Below are 17,095 nucleotides of genomic sequence, written 5' to 3' on the forward strand. Positions count from 1 at the left end.
ATGATAGAATTTAGCGTATCTGAAAATCAAGTAGGCCAAAAACTTATTCAATTAGTTAAAAAATTGCTTTTGAATTTCAATTATAACGAAATTCAAAAGCTTTTTCGTAATAAAAAAATTAAGGTCAATAATAAGGTTGAATCACAAAAATATTTGCTGGCTTTAGGTGACAGAGTTTTGATTTTTAACTCTAAAAAAGAAGTTGAAAATCAAAAAAAGTTACCTAAAATAAAGGCAAATTTAAAAATAATTTATCAAGATTCAAATGTTTTGATTGTTGAAAAACCTAAGGATTTACAAGTTCATGGTGGTGACAGCAATCTTGATTTGGCCGTTTGAAATTATTTAAAAATAGAAAAAACCGACGTTTTTATGCCTTCGCATGTTGGGCGTCTTGATAAAAAAACATCTGGAATTATTTTATACGGACTTAATTATAAAAGTGTTGTTGAACTTAATAAAAAGCAGAAATTTTTTGAGAAAATTTATACCTTTGAGTCAAAAATAAAGCTAAAAAAAACTATAAAAACCGATCTTTTTATAAGGAAAAACGACCTTAATAAAAAAATGGAAGTCTGCAAAAATCAAGTAGGATGCCAGCTTATTTCTACGACATTTTTTTCTAAAAACAACAGAAATTTTGCGATTTTACATACTGGCAAAAAACATCAAATCCGAGCAACTTTATCACACCTGGGCTTCCCGATTTTTGGTGATGAAAAATACAACGGCGAGCCAAAAAATCGCTTATTTTTGCATTCATTTTCTTTAAAATTCAATAATTTAGACGGCTTTTTATCTTATTTAAACGGGAAAAAATTTGTCTCAAAACCAGAATGATGAAAACCATAGATTTTCATCATTTTTTACTTAAAATTCAAATTAAACCCTAATTTCTAGTATAATTTTAAATTTAACATAAATTAAAATAACAAAATTGGAGGTAAAATGGATAGAGAAAAAATAATCAAACTTGCAAAATCGCTTTATTTTGTTCCTAGTGAAAAAGTAATTGAGACCGTTTTACAAGAAAAAGACCAAATGCTAGAACGAATTAATTTTTTGCATACTTTTGATACAAAAGACGTTCCTAGCTTGGAAAAAATCAACTCTTTTCCAAAAGGAATTGAAATTTTATTCGATGATGAGCCAAATTTTTCTGATTTTAGATCTCAACTTTTTACAAATTCAGTCCATGCGGATCAAAATGAAATTATAACCAAAAAGGTGATAGATGACTAAATTTGAACTAAATATAGACCAAGCGACTGAAAAATTAAAAAAAGATGAAAATAATGCTGTTTTTTCTTTTTTTGAACTAAAAAATCAAAAAAAGGGAATATTGTCAGGCATGTTTTTTAGCATAAAATCAAATTTTGCCACCATTGAAGGAGTCTCACATGGTTCATCAAATTCGCTTATTAATTTTAGACCTGGATATAATTCAACAGTTTTTCAAAAATTAATTGATCAAGGAGCCCAATCATTAATTAAAGTTTATAACGACGAATTAGGTCTAGGTGGGAAAGGTCTTTTTTCTTTTTTTGGTAAAATTTTAAATCCACTTGACAAAACCAAGTTAGTTGGCGGCTCATCATCAGGAAGTGCAGCAACAATTGACTCTGTCCATTTTGCAATCGGCTCAGACACCGGTGATTCAATTAGAAGACCTGCTAGTTTTGTCGGAAAAGTCGGTTTTAAGCCTTCATATGGTGCCGTTTCTCGTCATGGTTTGTTTGCTTATGCAACTTCTCTTGACACAGTCGCTTGACTTACTCATAATGTTAGTGATTCGATTTTGGTTTCTCAAACAGTTTTTGGTCAAGATGAAAATGATTTAACTTCTGTTGAAGTACAAGTCCAAAAAGTTGAAAAAACTAAGCCAAAAAAAGCTTTATTCTTAAATTTTGATGACGAAATTGAACCTTATGTTAAAGAAAAACTCTATAAATTACAGCATATTTTACAATCTGAGGGTGTTTTAGTTGAGAATGTAACACCAGATTTAAATTTGCTAAAAACAATTTTACCAGTTTATGAAATTATTTCTTACTCAGAAGCTACTTCAAATCTGTCGGCAATAAACGGTTTAACTTTTGGAAATACGGACAAAAATCTAAAATGAGAAGATATTTTCCTAAAAACAAGGACAGACGGATTTGGCTTTATGCTTCAAAAAAGACTAATTTGAGGATCTTTTTTCCTTGAGCAAAAAAATCAAGAACACTTTTTCATTAAGGCAAAAAAAATTAGAACCCTAATCAAAAATTATTATGAATCATTTTTGAATCAGTTTGATATAGTGCTTTTCCCTGCTTTTTATGGCGTTGCGCCTGATGTTTTTGGAAAAAACAGCGAAAAAAGTGACCAAATTACCAATTTTATACTTGCAATTTCTAATTTAGTCGGCAATCCTTCGATAACAATCCCATTAGGAAAACACAAAAATTTACCTTTTAATCTAGCCATTGACTCAAAAATTAACTCTGATGCAAGTTTATTAGGTTTCTCACTTTATATTGAAGAAAAAATAGGTGACATTAATGTTGAATAATAAATATTTAGTAACTATTGGGGTTGAAATTCACTTAGAACTTAATACAAAGGCAAAAATGTTCTCAAATTCGCCAAATTCAAGTGGTCAACCTAATAAATTTTTTAATCTTTTTGACTTAGGTTATCTTGGAACATTGCCAAAAATAAATAAAAAAGCTGTCGAAAAAGCAATAATTTTAGCTAAATCCTTAAAAATGGAAATTCCGTCAGTATTAGCTTTTGACCGGAAAAATTATTTTTACCCTGATTTGCCAAAAGGTTTTCAAATTACCCAGCAATTTTATCCAATTGGAAAAAATGGTTCAATAAAAGTTGGCGATTTTACTGTTTTGATTGAAAGAATTCACCTTGAAGAAGACACGGCAAAGCAAATTCATAAAGAAAATCAGACATTTTTTGACTATAATCGCTGTGGCGTTCCTTTGATTGAAATAGTGACTTATCCGATGCTAGATTCGGCCGAAAAAGCTGCTCAATATGTTGATGAAATCAGAAAATTAGCTTTATTTTTAGGCATTTCTGATGCAAAATTAGAAAATGGTTCACTTCGTGCTGACATAAACATTTCGGTTCGCGAAAAGAATCAAGAATTTTTTAACCCAAAAGTTGAAATTAAAAACATAAATTCAATTTCTAACATCCAAAAAGCTGCTCAACTTGAAATTGAAGAGCAAATTAATACTTACGAAAAAGGTCAAAAAGTTTCTCAAGTCACTAAAAAATTTAACGACAAACTAATAAAAAATCAAACATTACGAACCAAAACTGATGCCATAGATTATAAATATTTTCCTGAGCCAAATTTACCTTATATCGAACTGACAAAAGAATTTATTGACTCTATCCAAGTCCCGCTTAGTCCTTTAGAAATCCAAAAAAACCTTGAAAAACACGGTGTTTCTACATTTTATATTAATCAAATTTTAAATAATTTTGAATTTTGAACTTTCTTAAAAAATTCAAATCCAGAAAATTGATCCCAAAGTGTAAAATTATTTTTTGCTGAAATAGTTCCAATTATTAACAAAGACGGCTTTGACCAGCTTTTTATTGACTCTGATTTTTTTGGAAATTCGGTCAAAAAACTATTAGAAAATCAAATAACTAATAGTGATTTTCGTCAAATAATTGAAATAAAGAACAACAAACCTAACCTAGAACTTGAGAGCATTATAAAAACAATTTTGGACAAAAAATTATCTGATGACGAGATTAAAAGTCTTTTGGCTGAACTTGTTAGTCAGGAAATTGACCAAATTGAGCAAAATAAAAACAATAAAGAAAAATTATTTAAAATTCTAATAGGTAAATTAATCAAAAAAACAAAAGGTAATGCTGATCCTAAAAAAGTAAATTTGATTTTGACTGAGTGGCTAAAAAATCTTTAAAAATAAAATCATTTTTGAATGATTTTTTTCGCCTAAAATTGCATATAAACATAAAAAAAATAGCGATTTATGATATAATTATGTATCTATATACAAAAATAAATAAGGAGAAAGGATGCACGAAAAAAACAAAAATTCATTAATATTAGCACTCACCGCTGTTGGTGGTGTTGCTATTTTCGCGACAACGATAGGACTTGTGACTCGAATTCGTTATACAGGAGAAAATCCACGAGCTGAGTTAGAAAATTTAGTTTCTCGAATCCAAAATGTTGCCTTTAAATCCGATGTCTTTGATGATTCTACCACATATAGTCAAATAAAAGCACAACTTTTTGATAACAGTGGAAAATTATTAGCTGGCACAGATTTAAATAAATTTATATCTTTTTACACACAGGTTAACTCCAAATTACGCAAATTTGAGCCAACTTTTGCACCAAATAAACCATTTTTAGAATTTGTTGACTTAATTCCAAACGATAATGATCAAAGTTTTGAGCTTCGTTTCCGCGCAAAACACCAAATTGATAATAATCACACTGCATTTTCAACAATTATTTCTAAAAAAGTTTCATTTGCACAACGTTCACAATTTGCTCTTGCCGAATTTAATTCCAATTTAGAAAAAATTACTAAAAGCTTCAAAGAAAACATCCAAAATTTAAGAAGAACAGGATTTAGCTCTAGTTTTTCAAGTCCAAATTTAATTGATCAAAAAATTGCATCCTTAACCCGAGTTGAGGATTTTGCCATTGATGTTAATAAAGCTGGAACTCAACTTGAGGCAGTTGAAAAAATATCCCAATATTTCCCTGATTTTCAAAAAATAATTAACGAGTTAAATTTTGATCAAAATAATTCTTTCCCTTTTAAACAAGGAACAATTTACAATTTTAGTTTAGAAAAACATCCTGGAACAAATAATTTTATTTCAGTTGATTCAAACTCTGTTCCAAGTTTTTTAGTTAAAGCTGAATTGACTGATGATGCAAAATTTGAGCTTAAAAATTTCAATATTGAGGACGCTCAATTGCTTGAAAAAATTGATTTAGTTCCACAACCTAGTTCAGGTTCTGAGTCAAGTCAAGATGCAAATAATGAAGGAAAAACCGACGAATCTGGCGAAAAACAAGCAAAAAAAGCAACTTATTTTGCTGATTTAGATGATATTTTATCTAAAATTTCACTCAAAAAATTAAATTTTCTTGATTTTAAAGTTGCTTCAGGGCAAATTGCACAAACCTCTACAAATGTTGCAGCTAGTTCAGCTTCTTCATTAACTTCTGAGCAATTACCACAACTTCAGCAAGTAAATTCAGTTCAATTATTCCAAGAGCAAGGCCAAACACAACAAGATGGACAACAACAAACACAAAGCAATGGTGGAACACAAAACGGAGAGCAAGCCCAAGGACAAGATGGAGCCCAAACACAAGGAACTGAAGGAGGACAACCTCAAGCCGAATCGCCAGAACAAACTCCTGCTCCTGAAACAAAAACCGAAAGTTTTGAACAATTTGTTGACAAACTTACCGTTAATTCGACTACTTCGATAGAATTTTTAGAAAAAATAAATAAAGATCTTTATAAATCAAACCAAGATCAATCTAAATCTGTTGTAAAAGCGATCGAAGATAATCTTTTAATAAATCCAATTTCTCTTGATTTTGGCGAATTTTCTCCATATTTTGCACAAAAAAAAGTATCAGGAGTTGATTTTCAGCTTGATATTAATCGTGCAAAAGCAACCTCAAATACTCTTGAAATTCCGGTAAATATTAACCTTTATTCAAGTTTTTTTGGTGATAAAAATCCTAAACTATTAAGATCAAAAAAAGACACTTTTGAAATAAAATATTTCAAAGATAATGCTAAAACAACTGGAACAACTGGCGCAACTTATCAACTTGACAAAAATCGTCAAGATTTTTACTTTATTAATTCTTTACCAGAACAAACTTCTTCTACAACTACTTCGTCAACTCAACCTAAAATTCATGAAGAAAAAATTGTAACTGCCGCTTCATTTATTTCCAAAACTGAGTTAGAAAAATTAATTGAAAATGATAATCAAAAATCTGAAGAATTAAAACAAATTTTATCAAATCAGTTCCAGTATGGATATGATTTTAATCCTCATGAATCAATGCTAAAATCATGAACAGGAAATCAAAAATTCCCTAAATTACATGATTTTTTTGATTTTCAATCTGATGATCAAACAGGCTCAAAATTTGGAATCAAATCTTTAAAATCTAGCGAATTTTTCAAAAACGAGCATGATGTTGCTGCTTTTTATGCTTATTTATTAAGCATGGAGCCAACTGAAATTTTAGAATATCTTTTTGAAATTGCAAAATCAGCAAATTTAATCAATCCTAATGAACAAATAAATGTAAATGACGTTAAACAGGGTAACATTTTTAGAACCGCAGAAGGTATAAAATTCAAGCCTGAGTCTAACATTATGGGTCTAGATTTTAACGGTCATGTTAAAACTTTTGACAAAAGAGGTTGAATTTCTAACTTATTTTTACCAAAAACTATTGCTGAGAAATTCAAAAATAACCGCGATGATGACAAAATTTTTGAAGAACTCAACAAAATAAGTCCAGCAAAAATTCAACAAGATTCTTCAACAAGCACAGGCACAGCCGAAGATATTTACAAAGAAATTCGCGAAAATAATAAGAAAATTAATGAAAGTAATAACAATTCAGGTTCTGCAACAGGAATTTTAACACAAGTTTCAGCTGTCGGCGGTCAAGCTCAAGAATCTGCAAAACCTGTTGAAGAATTAGTAAAAACTTTTTACTCAACAAAAACAGAAAAACTGACTAATTTAAAGGATTTATTACTTGCATTTTATGTTAAAGCTAAGGAACTTAATAATTTTAGAGCTTGAGCAAAAGTTAGTTCGGATTTAGATTATCAAATTGTTTTTGAAAAACAAACTGGTGCAGCAAATTATTCAACAGGAACCGATATTCCAACCGGATCTGAAGGTTACAATCTTACTTATTATTACAAAATTTTTAATAAAGAAACAAAAGTTGAAGAATATCAAAGTCCTAAAACAGCTTTAAAAATATTAGTTTCTACAACAGATCAAAAACAATCTGAAGAAAAAAAGACCCTAAATAAGGCAGTTTTAAGTATTCCACCTTCTTATTCTTTGATTCAATACGAAAAAACTGAATTTGAAAAAATAGCTGCCCAAACTAGTGGGGATCAAACTTCAAAAAAAGGTTTTGAAGATACAAAAGAATTTAAAGAAATTCAAGAAATTGTTAAAAAGCACGATCCAAATTTAGTTCTTAGTGTTAAATCTGAAACAAAAGATATTTTCCATCCCGAAACAACAAAAATAGTTCTCCTCGAAGTTACCAAAAAAGTTCAAAGTGAAACTGATTCTACTGAAAACACAGCCCAAAATAGTGAAAAATCTCAACTTAATTTCCAAATTAGAATTCAAAAACTACCAGAAACACCCAAACCAGAACCTTCAGAAATGACTAATTCAAGCGGTTCAGAAGCAACAACCACAACAAACTCAACGACCGAAACAAGTTCAACAACTTCAGGAACAACAAGTTCAACAACCACAACGACAACATCATCAAGCTAAATAACCACAAAATTTTTAGAAAGTAGAAAGACATGCTTAATAAAATAAACAAAATAAAAAATGCAAAAACAATAATTTCAACAGGTTTTTCGATCACAGCAATTCTTACAACGATTGTTGCAGTTCCAATTGGTCTAACAATTTTTGAGCGTTCATATAGTTCACAAATTTTTGGTAATGTTGATAAAAATGAGGTTGTTAGTCTAAAAACTCAGACAACTTTTAGCGAGGAAGATTTTATTAATGCCCTTAATAATCTAAAATTGCATGATGAGTACAAAAATTTATCAGCAAAAACAGCCCTTTCATTAGCTAAAAACCCTTCATATGCTTTTAATTTTTTAAAAGCATATGACTTTAGTCCAATAACTAAACACAATTTTCGGGTAGTTTTAGACATTGAAAAAGCAAATGCCTCTGGCACTGAAGTGAAAAATGTTGTAGTTTATGCTCATTCAGATCCACTCAAGCTTACTTATTCAAAACAAGTTGACCTCAAAGGTTTTGCTCAAAGCGATAAAGCTGATGGTGATTTAGTTGGATTCCAAATTGATCTTGAAAAATCAAAATTAGAACTTTCTGCAGCAAAAAGTTCTAATTTGACAGCTTCAGAAGTTGCTTTTAAACTTGACAATGATTTTCAAGCCTCATATAAAATATCACGCTCAAAATCTCAAGCATTTTCTGATGCTTTATTCCAAAATGGACTAACTTATAATTTAGTTAACACCTTAGGTTTGCCAACAATTTTGGAAAAAGGTTATGTTTTGTCTCCAAAAACAGTTGAAAACCAAAAAGCTAAACAAGAAAAAATAGTTATGATAGGTGATTCAGACACCAAAAGAGTTGATAGCTTATTGAATGTTAAAAACTTAGTTTTCAAAAATCATGACGATAAAGCCGGAACTCTTTCAGTTTCTTTTGAGCTAATTGACCCAACCGGGAAAATTGTCAAAGAATTTGACTTCCCAATTTTAGGAATTAAAAAATTAAGCGTTGATGTAAAAGATGTTGAAAAACAAATTCTTTCACAATTTAGTGATTTAGTTCAATTAAAACCTTTGGTTCAACTTGCGCTTGTCAAAGATAATCAAAGTTTGGCTCAAACCATTTACACCGATAATAAACCCGTTAATCTCGCCGCACTCTTGAGCAAAATTACGCAAAACTCTCAACAAATTGGACGACATAATCAAGTTTCGACCCAACTTTTCCAAGATTCAGGGCAAAATTCACAAGCTAATGATGACAAAGTTGAAATAAACCGCCAAGATTTCAGCACTTTTTTCAATTCAAAGTCTAACAGAATCCAAGTTCCTGGTCTTGATGGTTATTTTGTTGAAATTAACAAAATTGATTTAGCAAAAAATTTATCCCAAGAGCAAAAAGATAAACTTTTAAAAGAAAATAAAGTTTCTTTTGAGGTTGATTTTCAAGTAAAAAAACAACTAAATATTGAAGCTCCTTACCTTGAAAGTGAATTTGTTAAGTCAAATTATCCGGATGTTCTTAAATCTTCGCTTGCAAAATTAGGAAAAGGAAATGATTCTAAATTTGTTTTAATTGATCTTGATTCTTCAAAATCTACTTTTGAAGTTCAACTTGATTATGATGAAAATCAGCGTAAACTTCTAAATTCCGCCTTAAAACAAAATTCACAAATTGACTTTTCAAATCTAGACAAAATTGATCTTGAAGATCCAAAAATTCAAAACCTTAATCCTCTAGCTAAAACTTTTGAATTCAAAGAAAATCCTAATGGTCCAAAATTAACTTTAGAATTTATTAAATCTCTAGTTTCAGAAGTTGTTGAAGATGCTAAACAACAAAAAACATTTGATCAAGTAGCTAGAAAACTTTATTTCTTAGATCACGGATACCAACCAGAAGATGTTGCTAAATTAGAAGAATACAAACAAAAATATTCAGCAATGTTTTCTAAAGGTGACAAAAAATCTGAAGAAAAAGATAAAAAAGAAGAAAAATCAGAACAAGATCAAACTTCAACCACACCTCCGGCTTCAAATTCAACTCCAGCTCCAACTCCTTCTCAACCCTCAACTCCACCTCAAGGTTCAACTTCAACAGAAGGAAATTCCCAAGCAACAACTGGTGCATCAACAGGTGCTGCCACTTCTACAACTGCTCCTGCAGTAACTACTACTGCAACCCCTGTACAAGCATCTGCTTTTCAAGATCCACCTCAAGAAACATCAACCCAAACAGCTGGAAAAGATAAAACAACTGAAAAAACTGAAGTTACAGATGGTTTAGGTATTAAACTTTGGTCATTTTTACAAAAATCTAACTATCCAGAATCAGTAAATTCTGATATTTCTTATGATGTTGTTAAAAATTCTAACAGCCAAATTGATGTAGTTATGAGTTTTACTCCAAAAACAACTGGAGAAACTACATCAAAACCAGCAAAATTAATTTTTTCAATTCAAAATCTTGAAGATAATCAGTCTTATGATTATTTAGTTAAACATAATCCGCTACTTCTTTTTGATTTTAGAAAAAATCAAAAAACTGAAAATGGAACTGTTACAAAAATATCATCATTAAATCGAACTGATGTTGAAATTGAACTAAATAGTAAAACAAGCGAAGAAACTGAAGAAGCTGAAGAGCAAGAAATGGAACAAGTTTCAACGGCAACTTCAATGCCGGTTGCTGATACAGTTCAAACTAGTGAAGCTGCCGCCGCTGCTCCTTCAACCCCTGTTCAAAATAGCGCCACCCCAGAAGATGGAATAATACTAAACAAGCCTGTAATTTTAGGAAAAGAAACTCAACCTGCGCTTAAAAATGGTGTGGTAATGTTAGCTTTTAGTCTGAAAAACATTGCTAAGAACAAAAAAACTCATTTACTTTCATCTAAAGAAGGTAAAGGTTTATTTATTTCAAAAGTTGATTCTAACAATAAAGAGATTTTAGTAATTGGTCTAGACCAAAATGGTTCTAATGCTGCCTCAGGTGAAGCGGCCCACCCAGTAGTTGGTCTAATTTCTGGAGTTCAAGGTAATGCGGCTGGACTTTTTGAAATTAAAATGTCTAAACTTGAAAAAAGCACCACAGCACCGCTAAGTTTTGATATTTTTTCACAAAAAAATATCAATTTAACTAATCAAAGTGCTAATTTTGATTTACTTAAAGAAGATGACTTATTATTCTTAACTATCTCTAAAAAAGATGCTAATTACACATTTACTTTAAGTTCTTCTCGTAACCCATTATCTCAAAAAATTGTATCTAATTTAAATTTAGAAGATTCATTCCACAATACATTTAATGGCCACCTTGATTGAAGTTATTTAGGTCCAAACCCAAAAAATGAATCTACAGTAACTGTACGTGGTCTAGCAATTTATGATTCTGTAGATTCTGCAAACCAAGAATCAATCTCTCAAGAACTTACAAATGCATTTATTAAGGAACTAACTAGATAGTTTTCCTGCCTGTAAAAAAAAAAAAAAATATTTTGCAAAAAATTTTTTTTGTGATATAATTATAAACATAACAGTAACAATAGCAAAAGGGATCACCTGAACCCATTCCGAACTCAGTAGTTAAGCCTTTTTACGCCGACGATACTAGAAATAGGAAAATAGGGAGTTACTGTTTTTTTATTTTCTTGAATAAATAAAAAAACAGTAAAAATAACAAAAAATAGTTAAAATAAACCAAAAAACGCTTAAAAATAGCCAAAAAAGAGTTAAATTATGACTTTCAGTCAACAAGCAAAACTTGAAATTTTAGCAAATCGACTAACTCGACCAAAATTTAATTCCTTAGTTAAAGGTTTAATTTTTTCATCATCACTAGATGACGATCCAAGCTATTTTATACTAAGAATTAACAAAAATGAAATTAATTCTCGATTAATTGAAATTTTTCAAAAATTTCAATTGTTTTTTTCAGAAACTAAAAAAAACAAAAATTGGATCTGTATTGAGAAAAAATTAATTAAAATTGACAAAACACCTGAGAATATTCAATATTTTTTTGCCGGACTTTTCATAGGAGGTGGCTCGATTTCACCGCTAGGGTCAAAATCTTACCACCTTGAAATTTCATTTTTGGATAAATCAAAATGTGAAAAAGTTTTAAATATTTTGCGCCAGAATCAATTAGAATTCACTTTTAAGCAAATTTTTTATCAGAACCGCTTAAAAATTTACTTAAAAAAAGTTAACGAAATAATTTATTTTTTAATGGCTATCGGCGCACTTGAACAAGCTTCAAAACTAGAAATTTTGAGAATTGAACGCGATCATTATCTTAACGCTAACAGAATCACAAATTTTGACATAAAAAACGCCAAAAAGATAAGTGAATCATCAACAAACTTTATTAAAAAATGAAATTTAATTAAAAAATACAATCTAACATCGCAATTTAGCGACCAAGAATTAATTTTCTTTGAGATTCGGCAAAAAAATCCTGAATTAAGTTTACAAGAAATTTGTGAAATTCTAAAAAAAGAGTATAATATTATTAGAACAAAAGCAGGCCTAAACTATTGGCTTGTCAAGTCTAATAAAATTTTAGAAAAAGGAGTGAAAAATGCACAATAGAATTATTTTTGACCGCAAAGACTGACGTGCTTATAGCCGTGCAGACGAAGCTACAAAAAAACTAACAAATAAATTGTTGTCTTTTTCCCTTATGTGATTAGGTGTTGCAATTTTATTTGTTGGTTTAATTACGTTTGCAATTTTATCAATAGACTCATTATTTGCTATTTATTTAAGAATAGTTAGACCTATTACATCAAGAACTACTGGGATTTTACTATTTCTTGTTTTACTTTTAGGAGTAAATTTTGGGCTGTCATATTATATAGGTAAATCCGCGTTAGCTGATAACCCGCCAACATTCGTTCTTGTTTTGCTCTTTTTTGTTTTTGTAATAGCTAATTCTATCATTCTTCCGTTGATTTTTGCTACTGAATTAGTCTTAGGCAATGGTAACTATATAATGATAGCAATTGGTGGTGCTGGTGGTATAATGGGCCTAATTGGAATTTTAGGTTATTTCCAAGTTATCAATTTTGGTAAATTACTACCTTTAATTTTGATTGGTTTTGTTATTGAAATCATTCTTTTCATTGTTTCCCTTTATGTTTTTTCTACATTTTTAGAAACCTTATATTCACTTATTGCCATCACAGTTACATTAGGAGCAATCGGATATGAGTTTTGAAGTATCAGAAATCAATCATCTGTAATTTTAGCCAATTACAATAGTGAACGTGAAATTAAACGTGTTTTCTTAAGATTATCAATCTGAAATGCACTTGGTTTATATATTTCTTTCCTTCGTTTAGTTGTAAATATATTAAGACTTTTGAGCAGACGTTAAAATATATAATTTAGCCTCTATTTTCAAATATTTTTTAAGGATTTTATGCAAAAAAAAGTAATTTTAGTTGATATTGAGATTGACAAAGGGTCAAATATCAAATACGAAATTGACCCCAAAACTAAAAAATTAGTTGTTGATAGAATTCTTCGAGGTGATTTTGTTTATCCAGCTAACTATGGTAGCATTCCTGAGACACTGGATTGAGACGGGGATCCATTAGATCTTTTAGTTTATTCTAGTCAAAAATTTTTACCCGGATCACAACTAAACGCTAGAATTTTAGGCGCCCTTGAAATGATAGATGACGGTGAGATTGACACAAAATTAATTGCAGTTCATCATGATGACTATCGTTTAGATCATATTAATTCAATGGACGATCTACCTCAGGAGTGATTAGATTCAATTCATTATTTTTTTAGCAATTATAAAAATTGAAAACGTCCCGGAATTACAAAAGTCTCAAAATTCATCTCTCTTGACGAAGCGATTAAAGAATTTGAAACTTGCACTAAACTTTATGAAGATTTTCACCATTATTCAAAAGAAGATTTCCTTAAAACAATGCAAGAAAAATTCCCAGAAAAATATCAAAAATAACCCAAACACATTTTTTTGTTGACAAAGCAAAAAAATGTGTTTTTTTATGATATAATAAAAAAATAACAAAAAACATTATTAAAATTTTAGAGGAGAATATGAAAACTAAGTGAAACAAGTTTTTAAAACTAGGTTTAGTTATGCCAATTTCTGTAATTGGAGTTATTGCTAGTTGCGGTAATCCTGAGTTTCCCAGTTTGAAGGCAAAAATTCACTTTTTAGTGAATGCGAATAAGCAAAAATACCCGTAAATCGGTGTTTTTTTACTGTAAAACCTTATTTTTTATTAATTCCGTTTAATTACATTTTTAAATTAATTTTTATGGTATAATTATAAATTATGAAAAAGCAAAATTTGGTTTTATTTAATGTTTGAGGAAACTCGAAAGATAAACTATATAAATATGTTGGCTGAACACAAGGTTATGGCAAATCTCCAAAACGGTGATTTAGTTTAGGAAATGTGCAAAATTTGGAAAAAATTAATCCAAATGCTATTCAAATTATCAAAGAAAAATTGAAATTGTTTTCAAATTTAGATGACATGCATAAAGTCAAGATTGCTTTACTTGATTCTATTAAAAATTCCACCATAATCGAAGGTTCGGTTTTTGTTGGCGGGGAATTAATTGAAAAACTTATTGAAAAGCACAATATTTTTGAATCACTTCCTAAAAGTAGACATAAAAATATGAAAGAAATTTTTAACTACTTAATTTCAAAACGGATCACCGATCCTGGCAGCATTATTAATGCTTTTGATAAAAAGGATGACTACTCAAATCAAATAAATACTTCCAAAAATAGCTTTTATAGACTCTTAGATCTTGTTTTTGAGTCACAAAATCAACTTTTAGACAGTCTTAATAAAATGGTAACAAGTGAACTTGGAAAAAGGGACAGTGAATTTTATTTTGACTCATCAACAGTCTATTTTGAGACATTTGAAAGAAATGGATTAAGAATTCCTGGTTATTCTAAAGATGCTAAATTCAAAGAAGATCAAATTGTCATTGGCTTAGCGTGTGATAAAAATGGTATTCCTTTTCATATTAAAGTTTTTAAAGGAAATACCGGCGATTCTAGTACATTAATCCCTTTTGTATTAGATGTTGAATCCAAATATAATATAAAAAATATGACAATAATCGCTGATCGTGGTATGTCAACTGCTGCAAATATTCGATTTCTTGAATCAAGAAACTATAATTTCATTATTTCTTATCATGCAAAGGTAGGGACTCAAAAATTTAAAAATTATTTACTAGATCCAAGCGATTATGTTAATGTAAGCGCGGATTTTAAGTATAAAAAAGAAGAATTTTATTCATCTTATAAGAATAAAAGATACACCGAAAATATTAGAAGAAGAATTATTACTTACAGTACAAAAAGAGCGATAAAAGACAGAAAAGCTCGCGAGGAGCAAATCCAAAGTTTTATTAAAAAACAAAATAAAGACGGTTTTATTGAAGTAAACAAATTGTTTGGTAAAAAACCTAAATATTTTAAGGAAATTTCAAACATGAAATTTGAATTGGATCAAAGCAAAATTGACAAAGACAAACAATTTGATGGCTACTATGTTTATGAAACAAATATACTAAATTTGAATGTTTTAGACATAGTTGGAAAATACCAAAAACAGTGGAATATTGAAGCTAATTTTAGAAGTCTAAAAGGTTTATTGAATATTCGCCCCGTATTTTTAAGAATTGACGAGCATATTCTAGCTCACACACTTTTGTGTTTTATCTCACTAGTTATTTTAAAAACTATAATATTTAAAATCAACAAACATATTGCTGATAAAAAATTATTTGAAAACAGTCAATTAACTGAAGTTGGTTTAGTAACAATGTTGCAAAAATTAAGGCAAAGGGTTGAATTTAACACTTTAGATCAGCAAATAACATTTAAAAATCGCGATGGTGTTCCTAGTGATCCGAATATTTGAAATAGGTATGATTTTTACCATGATGTGTTAATAAATCAGTAAAAAAATTGTAATTAAATTTTTCCAAAAACTTAAAAAAGTCCCTAAAACTGGATACTTTTTTAAAATTACCTCACCAAACTGGGAAACTCGGGAAAAACATTATTAAAATTTTAGAGGAGAATATGAAAACTAAGTGAAACAAGTTTTTAAAACTAGGTTTAGTTATGCCAATTTCTGTAATTGGAGTTATTGCTAGTTGCGGTAATGGTCACTCAAATGATGAAGGAAGTAAAAAAACTCCTGAAACACCAAGCAACCCAGGTTCAGGCCAAACACAAAAAATAACCGATGTTTCCAAGATTTCTGAATTAGTTTCATCCCGTAAAGCTGAAATAAGTGCAGCAAAAGCAGATCCTTCCAAACATTTTGCAATGAATATGGCAATTGTAACAGCTGATGGAACCGTTACTGACAAGTCTTTTAATCAGTCAAGTTGAGAGGCGATTCAACAAATGGCTGCAATAACAGGCGGAGAAATCACTTCGATTGATAGTAGTACTGATAGTTTATCACAAAAATATAATTCCTTAATTAACACAAATAAAAATATTTGAGTTCTTTCTGGATTTCAACATAATGAAGCTCTACAATCTTGACTTGCTATTCCAGAAAATAAACAATCATTTATTAGTAAAAAAATAATTGTTATTGGAATTGACTTACCTGGCTTGGATGATGTAATTCCGCAAGGTCAATACATCCGTTTAAATTATAAATCTGAAGAAGCAGCATATATTGCAGGTTATGCAAATGCAGCGTTTTTAGCTGCTAAATATCCAAATAATGCAGACAGACGTTCTGCAATAACCGTAGGTGGTGGTGCTTTTGCCGCTGTTACTGACTTTATTGCTGGATATTTGGCTGGAATTAAAGCATATAATGCCGCAAATCCTACCAAAAAAACTAAAATTACCGCTAATACAATCAAATTAGATACAAACTTTGAAGTCAATTCATCAAGTAAAAGTACACTTGAAGGTTTAGCGACAAATGGTTCTCCTTCAACATTGCTAGCAGTGGCCGGTCCACTAACAGGTATTTTTGCAGATATTGCTGCAGGAGATCATGACCGTTTTTTAATAGGGGTTGATACTGATCAGTCACTTGTTTATACAAATGCGCGAAGAAGATTTTTCACATCAATTTTGAAAAATTTAGGATATTCACTTTTTTCAGTTCTTGCCGATCTATATACTAAAAAAACAAATTCAAAATATTTAGGCGGATTTGTTCAATCTCAAAAAAATGCATTTGTAAAACTTGGATATAAGGATAAATTTGTCGACATTGCCGATTCAACCCTACTAGATTCAGATAAAACTTTAGCCAATAAAGCAATCGAAGATACAAAAAAACATTTTGAGGAAAAAACAGCAAACTCAACTGATGTTCGCAAAACATTAGAGATTCCAGAAATGGACAAAGATCAACAAGCTCGAATTAATCAACTAGTTTCTGAAATTAATAAATAATTTCAGTGCTTTTTCAAATCAAGAAAAAAATCCAGGCTATTTTGTCTGGATTTTTTAATTTTTTTTGCTAAAATTTAAT

General features: G+C 29.8%; 12 protein-coding genes and 1 rRNA gene. All 13 read left to right on the forward strand.

Annotated elements, in window-relative coordinates:
- The 13 genes from V3249_RS00075 to V3249_RS00135 all read left to right on the forward strand — a co-directional run bounded on the left by V3249_RS00075 (window position 1) and on the right by V3249_RS00135 (window position 17,016).
- Window positions 1–852, forward strand: a complete 852-nt coding sequence (locus tag V3249_RS00075; RefSeq protein WP_337896715.1) for an RluA family pseudouridine synthase — start codon at window positions 1–3, stop codon at window positions 850–852.
- Between the two features lie 96 nt (window positions 853–948).
- Entirely contained in the window at window positions 949–1,242 is a 294-nt protein-coding gene (locus tag V3249_RS00080; protein ID WP_044284314.1) for a glutamyl-tRNA amidotransferase, read from the forward strand.
- Window positions 1,235–2,554, forward strand: a complete 1,320-nt coding sequence (locus V3249_RS00085) for an amidase family protein (protein WP_341517543.1) — start codon at window positions 1,235–1,237, stop codon at window positions 2,552–2,554. The genes V3249_RS00080 and V3249_RS00085 overlap by 8 nt, the downstream gene beginning before the upstream one ends.
- A complete protein-coding gene (gatB, locus tag V3249_RS00090) occupies window positions 2,544–3,944 on the forward strand; it encodes an Asp-tRNA(Asn)/Glu-tRNA(Gln) amidotransferase subunit GatB (RefSeq protein ID WP_341517544.1) in 1,401 nt (466 codons plus the stop codon). The genes V3249_RS00085 and gatB overlap by 11 nt, the downstream gene beginning before the upstream one ends.
- Before the next feature lie 115 nt (window positions 3,945–4,059).
- The gene (locus tag V3249_RS00095) at window positions 4,060–7,575 is read left to right on the forward strand and encodes a P97 family adhesin (protein ID WP_337896718.1); all 3,516 of its coding nucleotides are present in this window, start codon (window positions 4,060–4,062) and stop codon (window positions 7,573–7,575) included.
- Window positions 7,576–7,607: 32 nt separating this feature from the next.
- A complete protein-coding gene (locus V3249_RS00100; RefSeq protein ID WP_341517545.1) occupies window positions 7,608–11,027 on the forward strand; it encodes a P110/LppT family adhesin N-terminal domain in 3,420 nt (1,139 codons plus the stop codon).
- Window positions 11,028–11,096: 69 nt separating this feature from the next.
- Window positions 11,097–11,202, forward strand: a 5S ribosomal RNA gene (gene rrf, locus V3249_RS00105).
- A 98-nt stretch (window positions 11,203–11,300) separates the two neighbouring features.
- A complete protein-coding gene (whiA, locus tag V3249_RS00110) occupies window positions 11,301–12,155 on the forward strand; it encodes a DNA-binding protein WhiA (RefSeq protein WP_341517546.1) in 855 nt (284 codons plus the stop codon).
- A complete protein-coding gene (locus V3249_RS00115) occupies window positions 12,145–12,942 on the forward strand; it encodes an MAG0110 family membrane protein (protein WP_277446759.1) in 798 nt (265 codons plus the stop codon). Before whiA ends, V3249_RS00115 begins: the two co-directional genes overlap by 11 nt.
- Window positions 12,943–12,987: 45 nt before the next feature.
- Window positions 12,988–13,545 (forward strand): inorganic diphosphatase, encoded by a 558-nt coding sequence (locus tag V3249_RS00120; protein WP_337902684.1) that lies wholly within the window; start codon window positions 12,988–12,990, stop codon window positions 13,543–13,545.
- 98 nt (window positions 13,546–13,643) lie between these two features.
- Entirely contained in the window at window positions 13,644–13,796 is a 153-nt protein-coding gene (locus tag V3249_RS00125) for a hypothetical protein (protein ID WP_341517547.1), read from the forward strand.
- 89 nt (window positions 13,797–13,885) lie between these two features.
- Window positions 13,886–15,544, forward strand: coding sequence for an IS1634 family transposase (locus V3249_RS00130; RefSeq protein ID WP_341517431.1), 1,659 nt, complete (start codon window positions 13,886–13,888; stop codon window positions 15,542–15,544).
- Window positions 15,545–15,666: 122 nt separating this feature from the next.
- A complete protein-coding gene (locus V3249_RS00135) occupies window positions 15,667–17,016 on the forward strand; it encodes a BMP family ABC transporter substrate-binding protein (protein ID WP_341517548.1) in 1,350 nt (449 codons plus the stop codon).
- Window positions 17,017–17,095: the final 79 nt, after the last annotated feature.

The sequence above is a fragment of the Mesomycoplasma ovipneumoniae genome (genome assembly GCF_038095995.1).
GTDB classification, from domain to species: Bacteria; Bacillota_I; Bacilli_A; order Mycoplasmatales; family Metamycoplasmataceae; genus Mesomycoplasma; species Mesomycoplasma ovipneumoniae_F.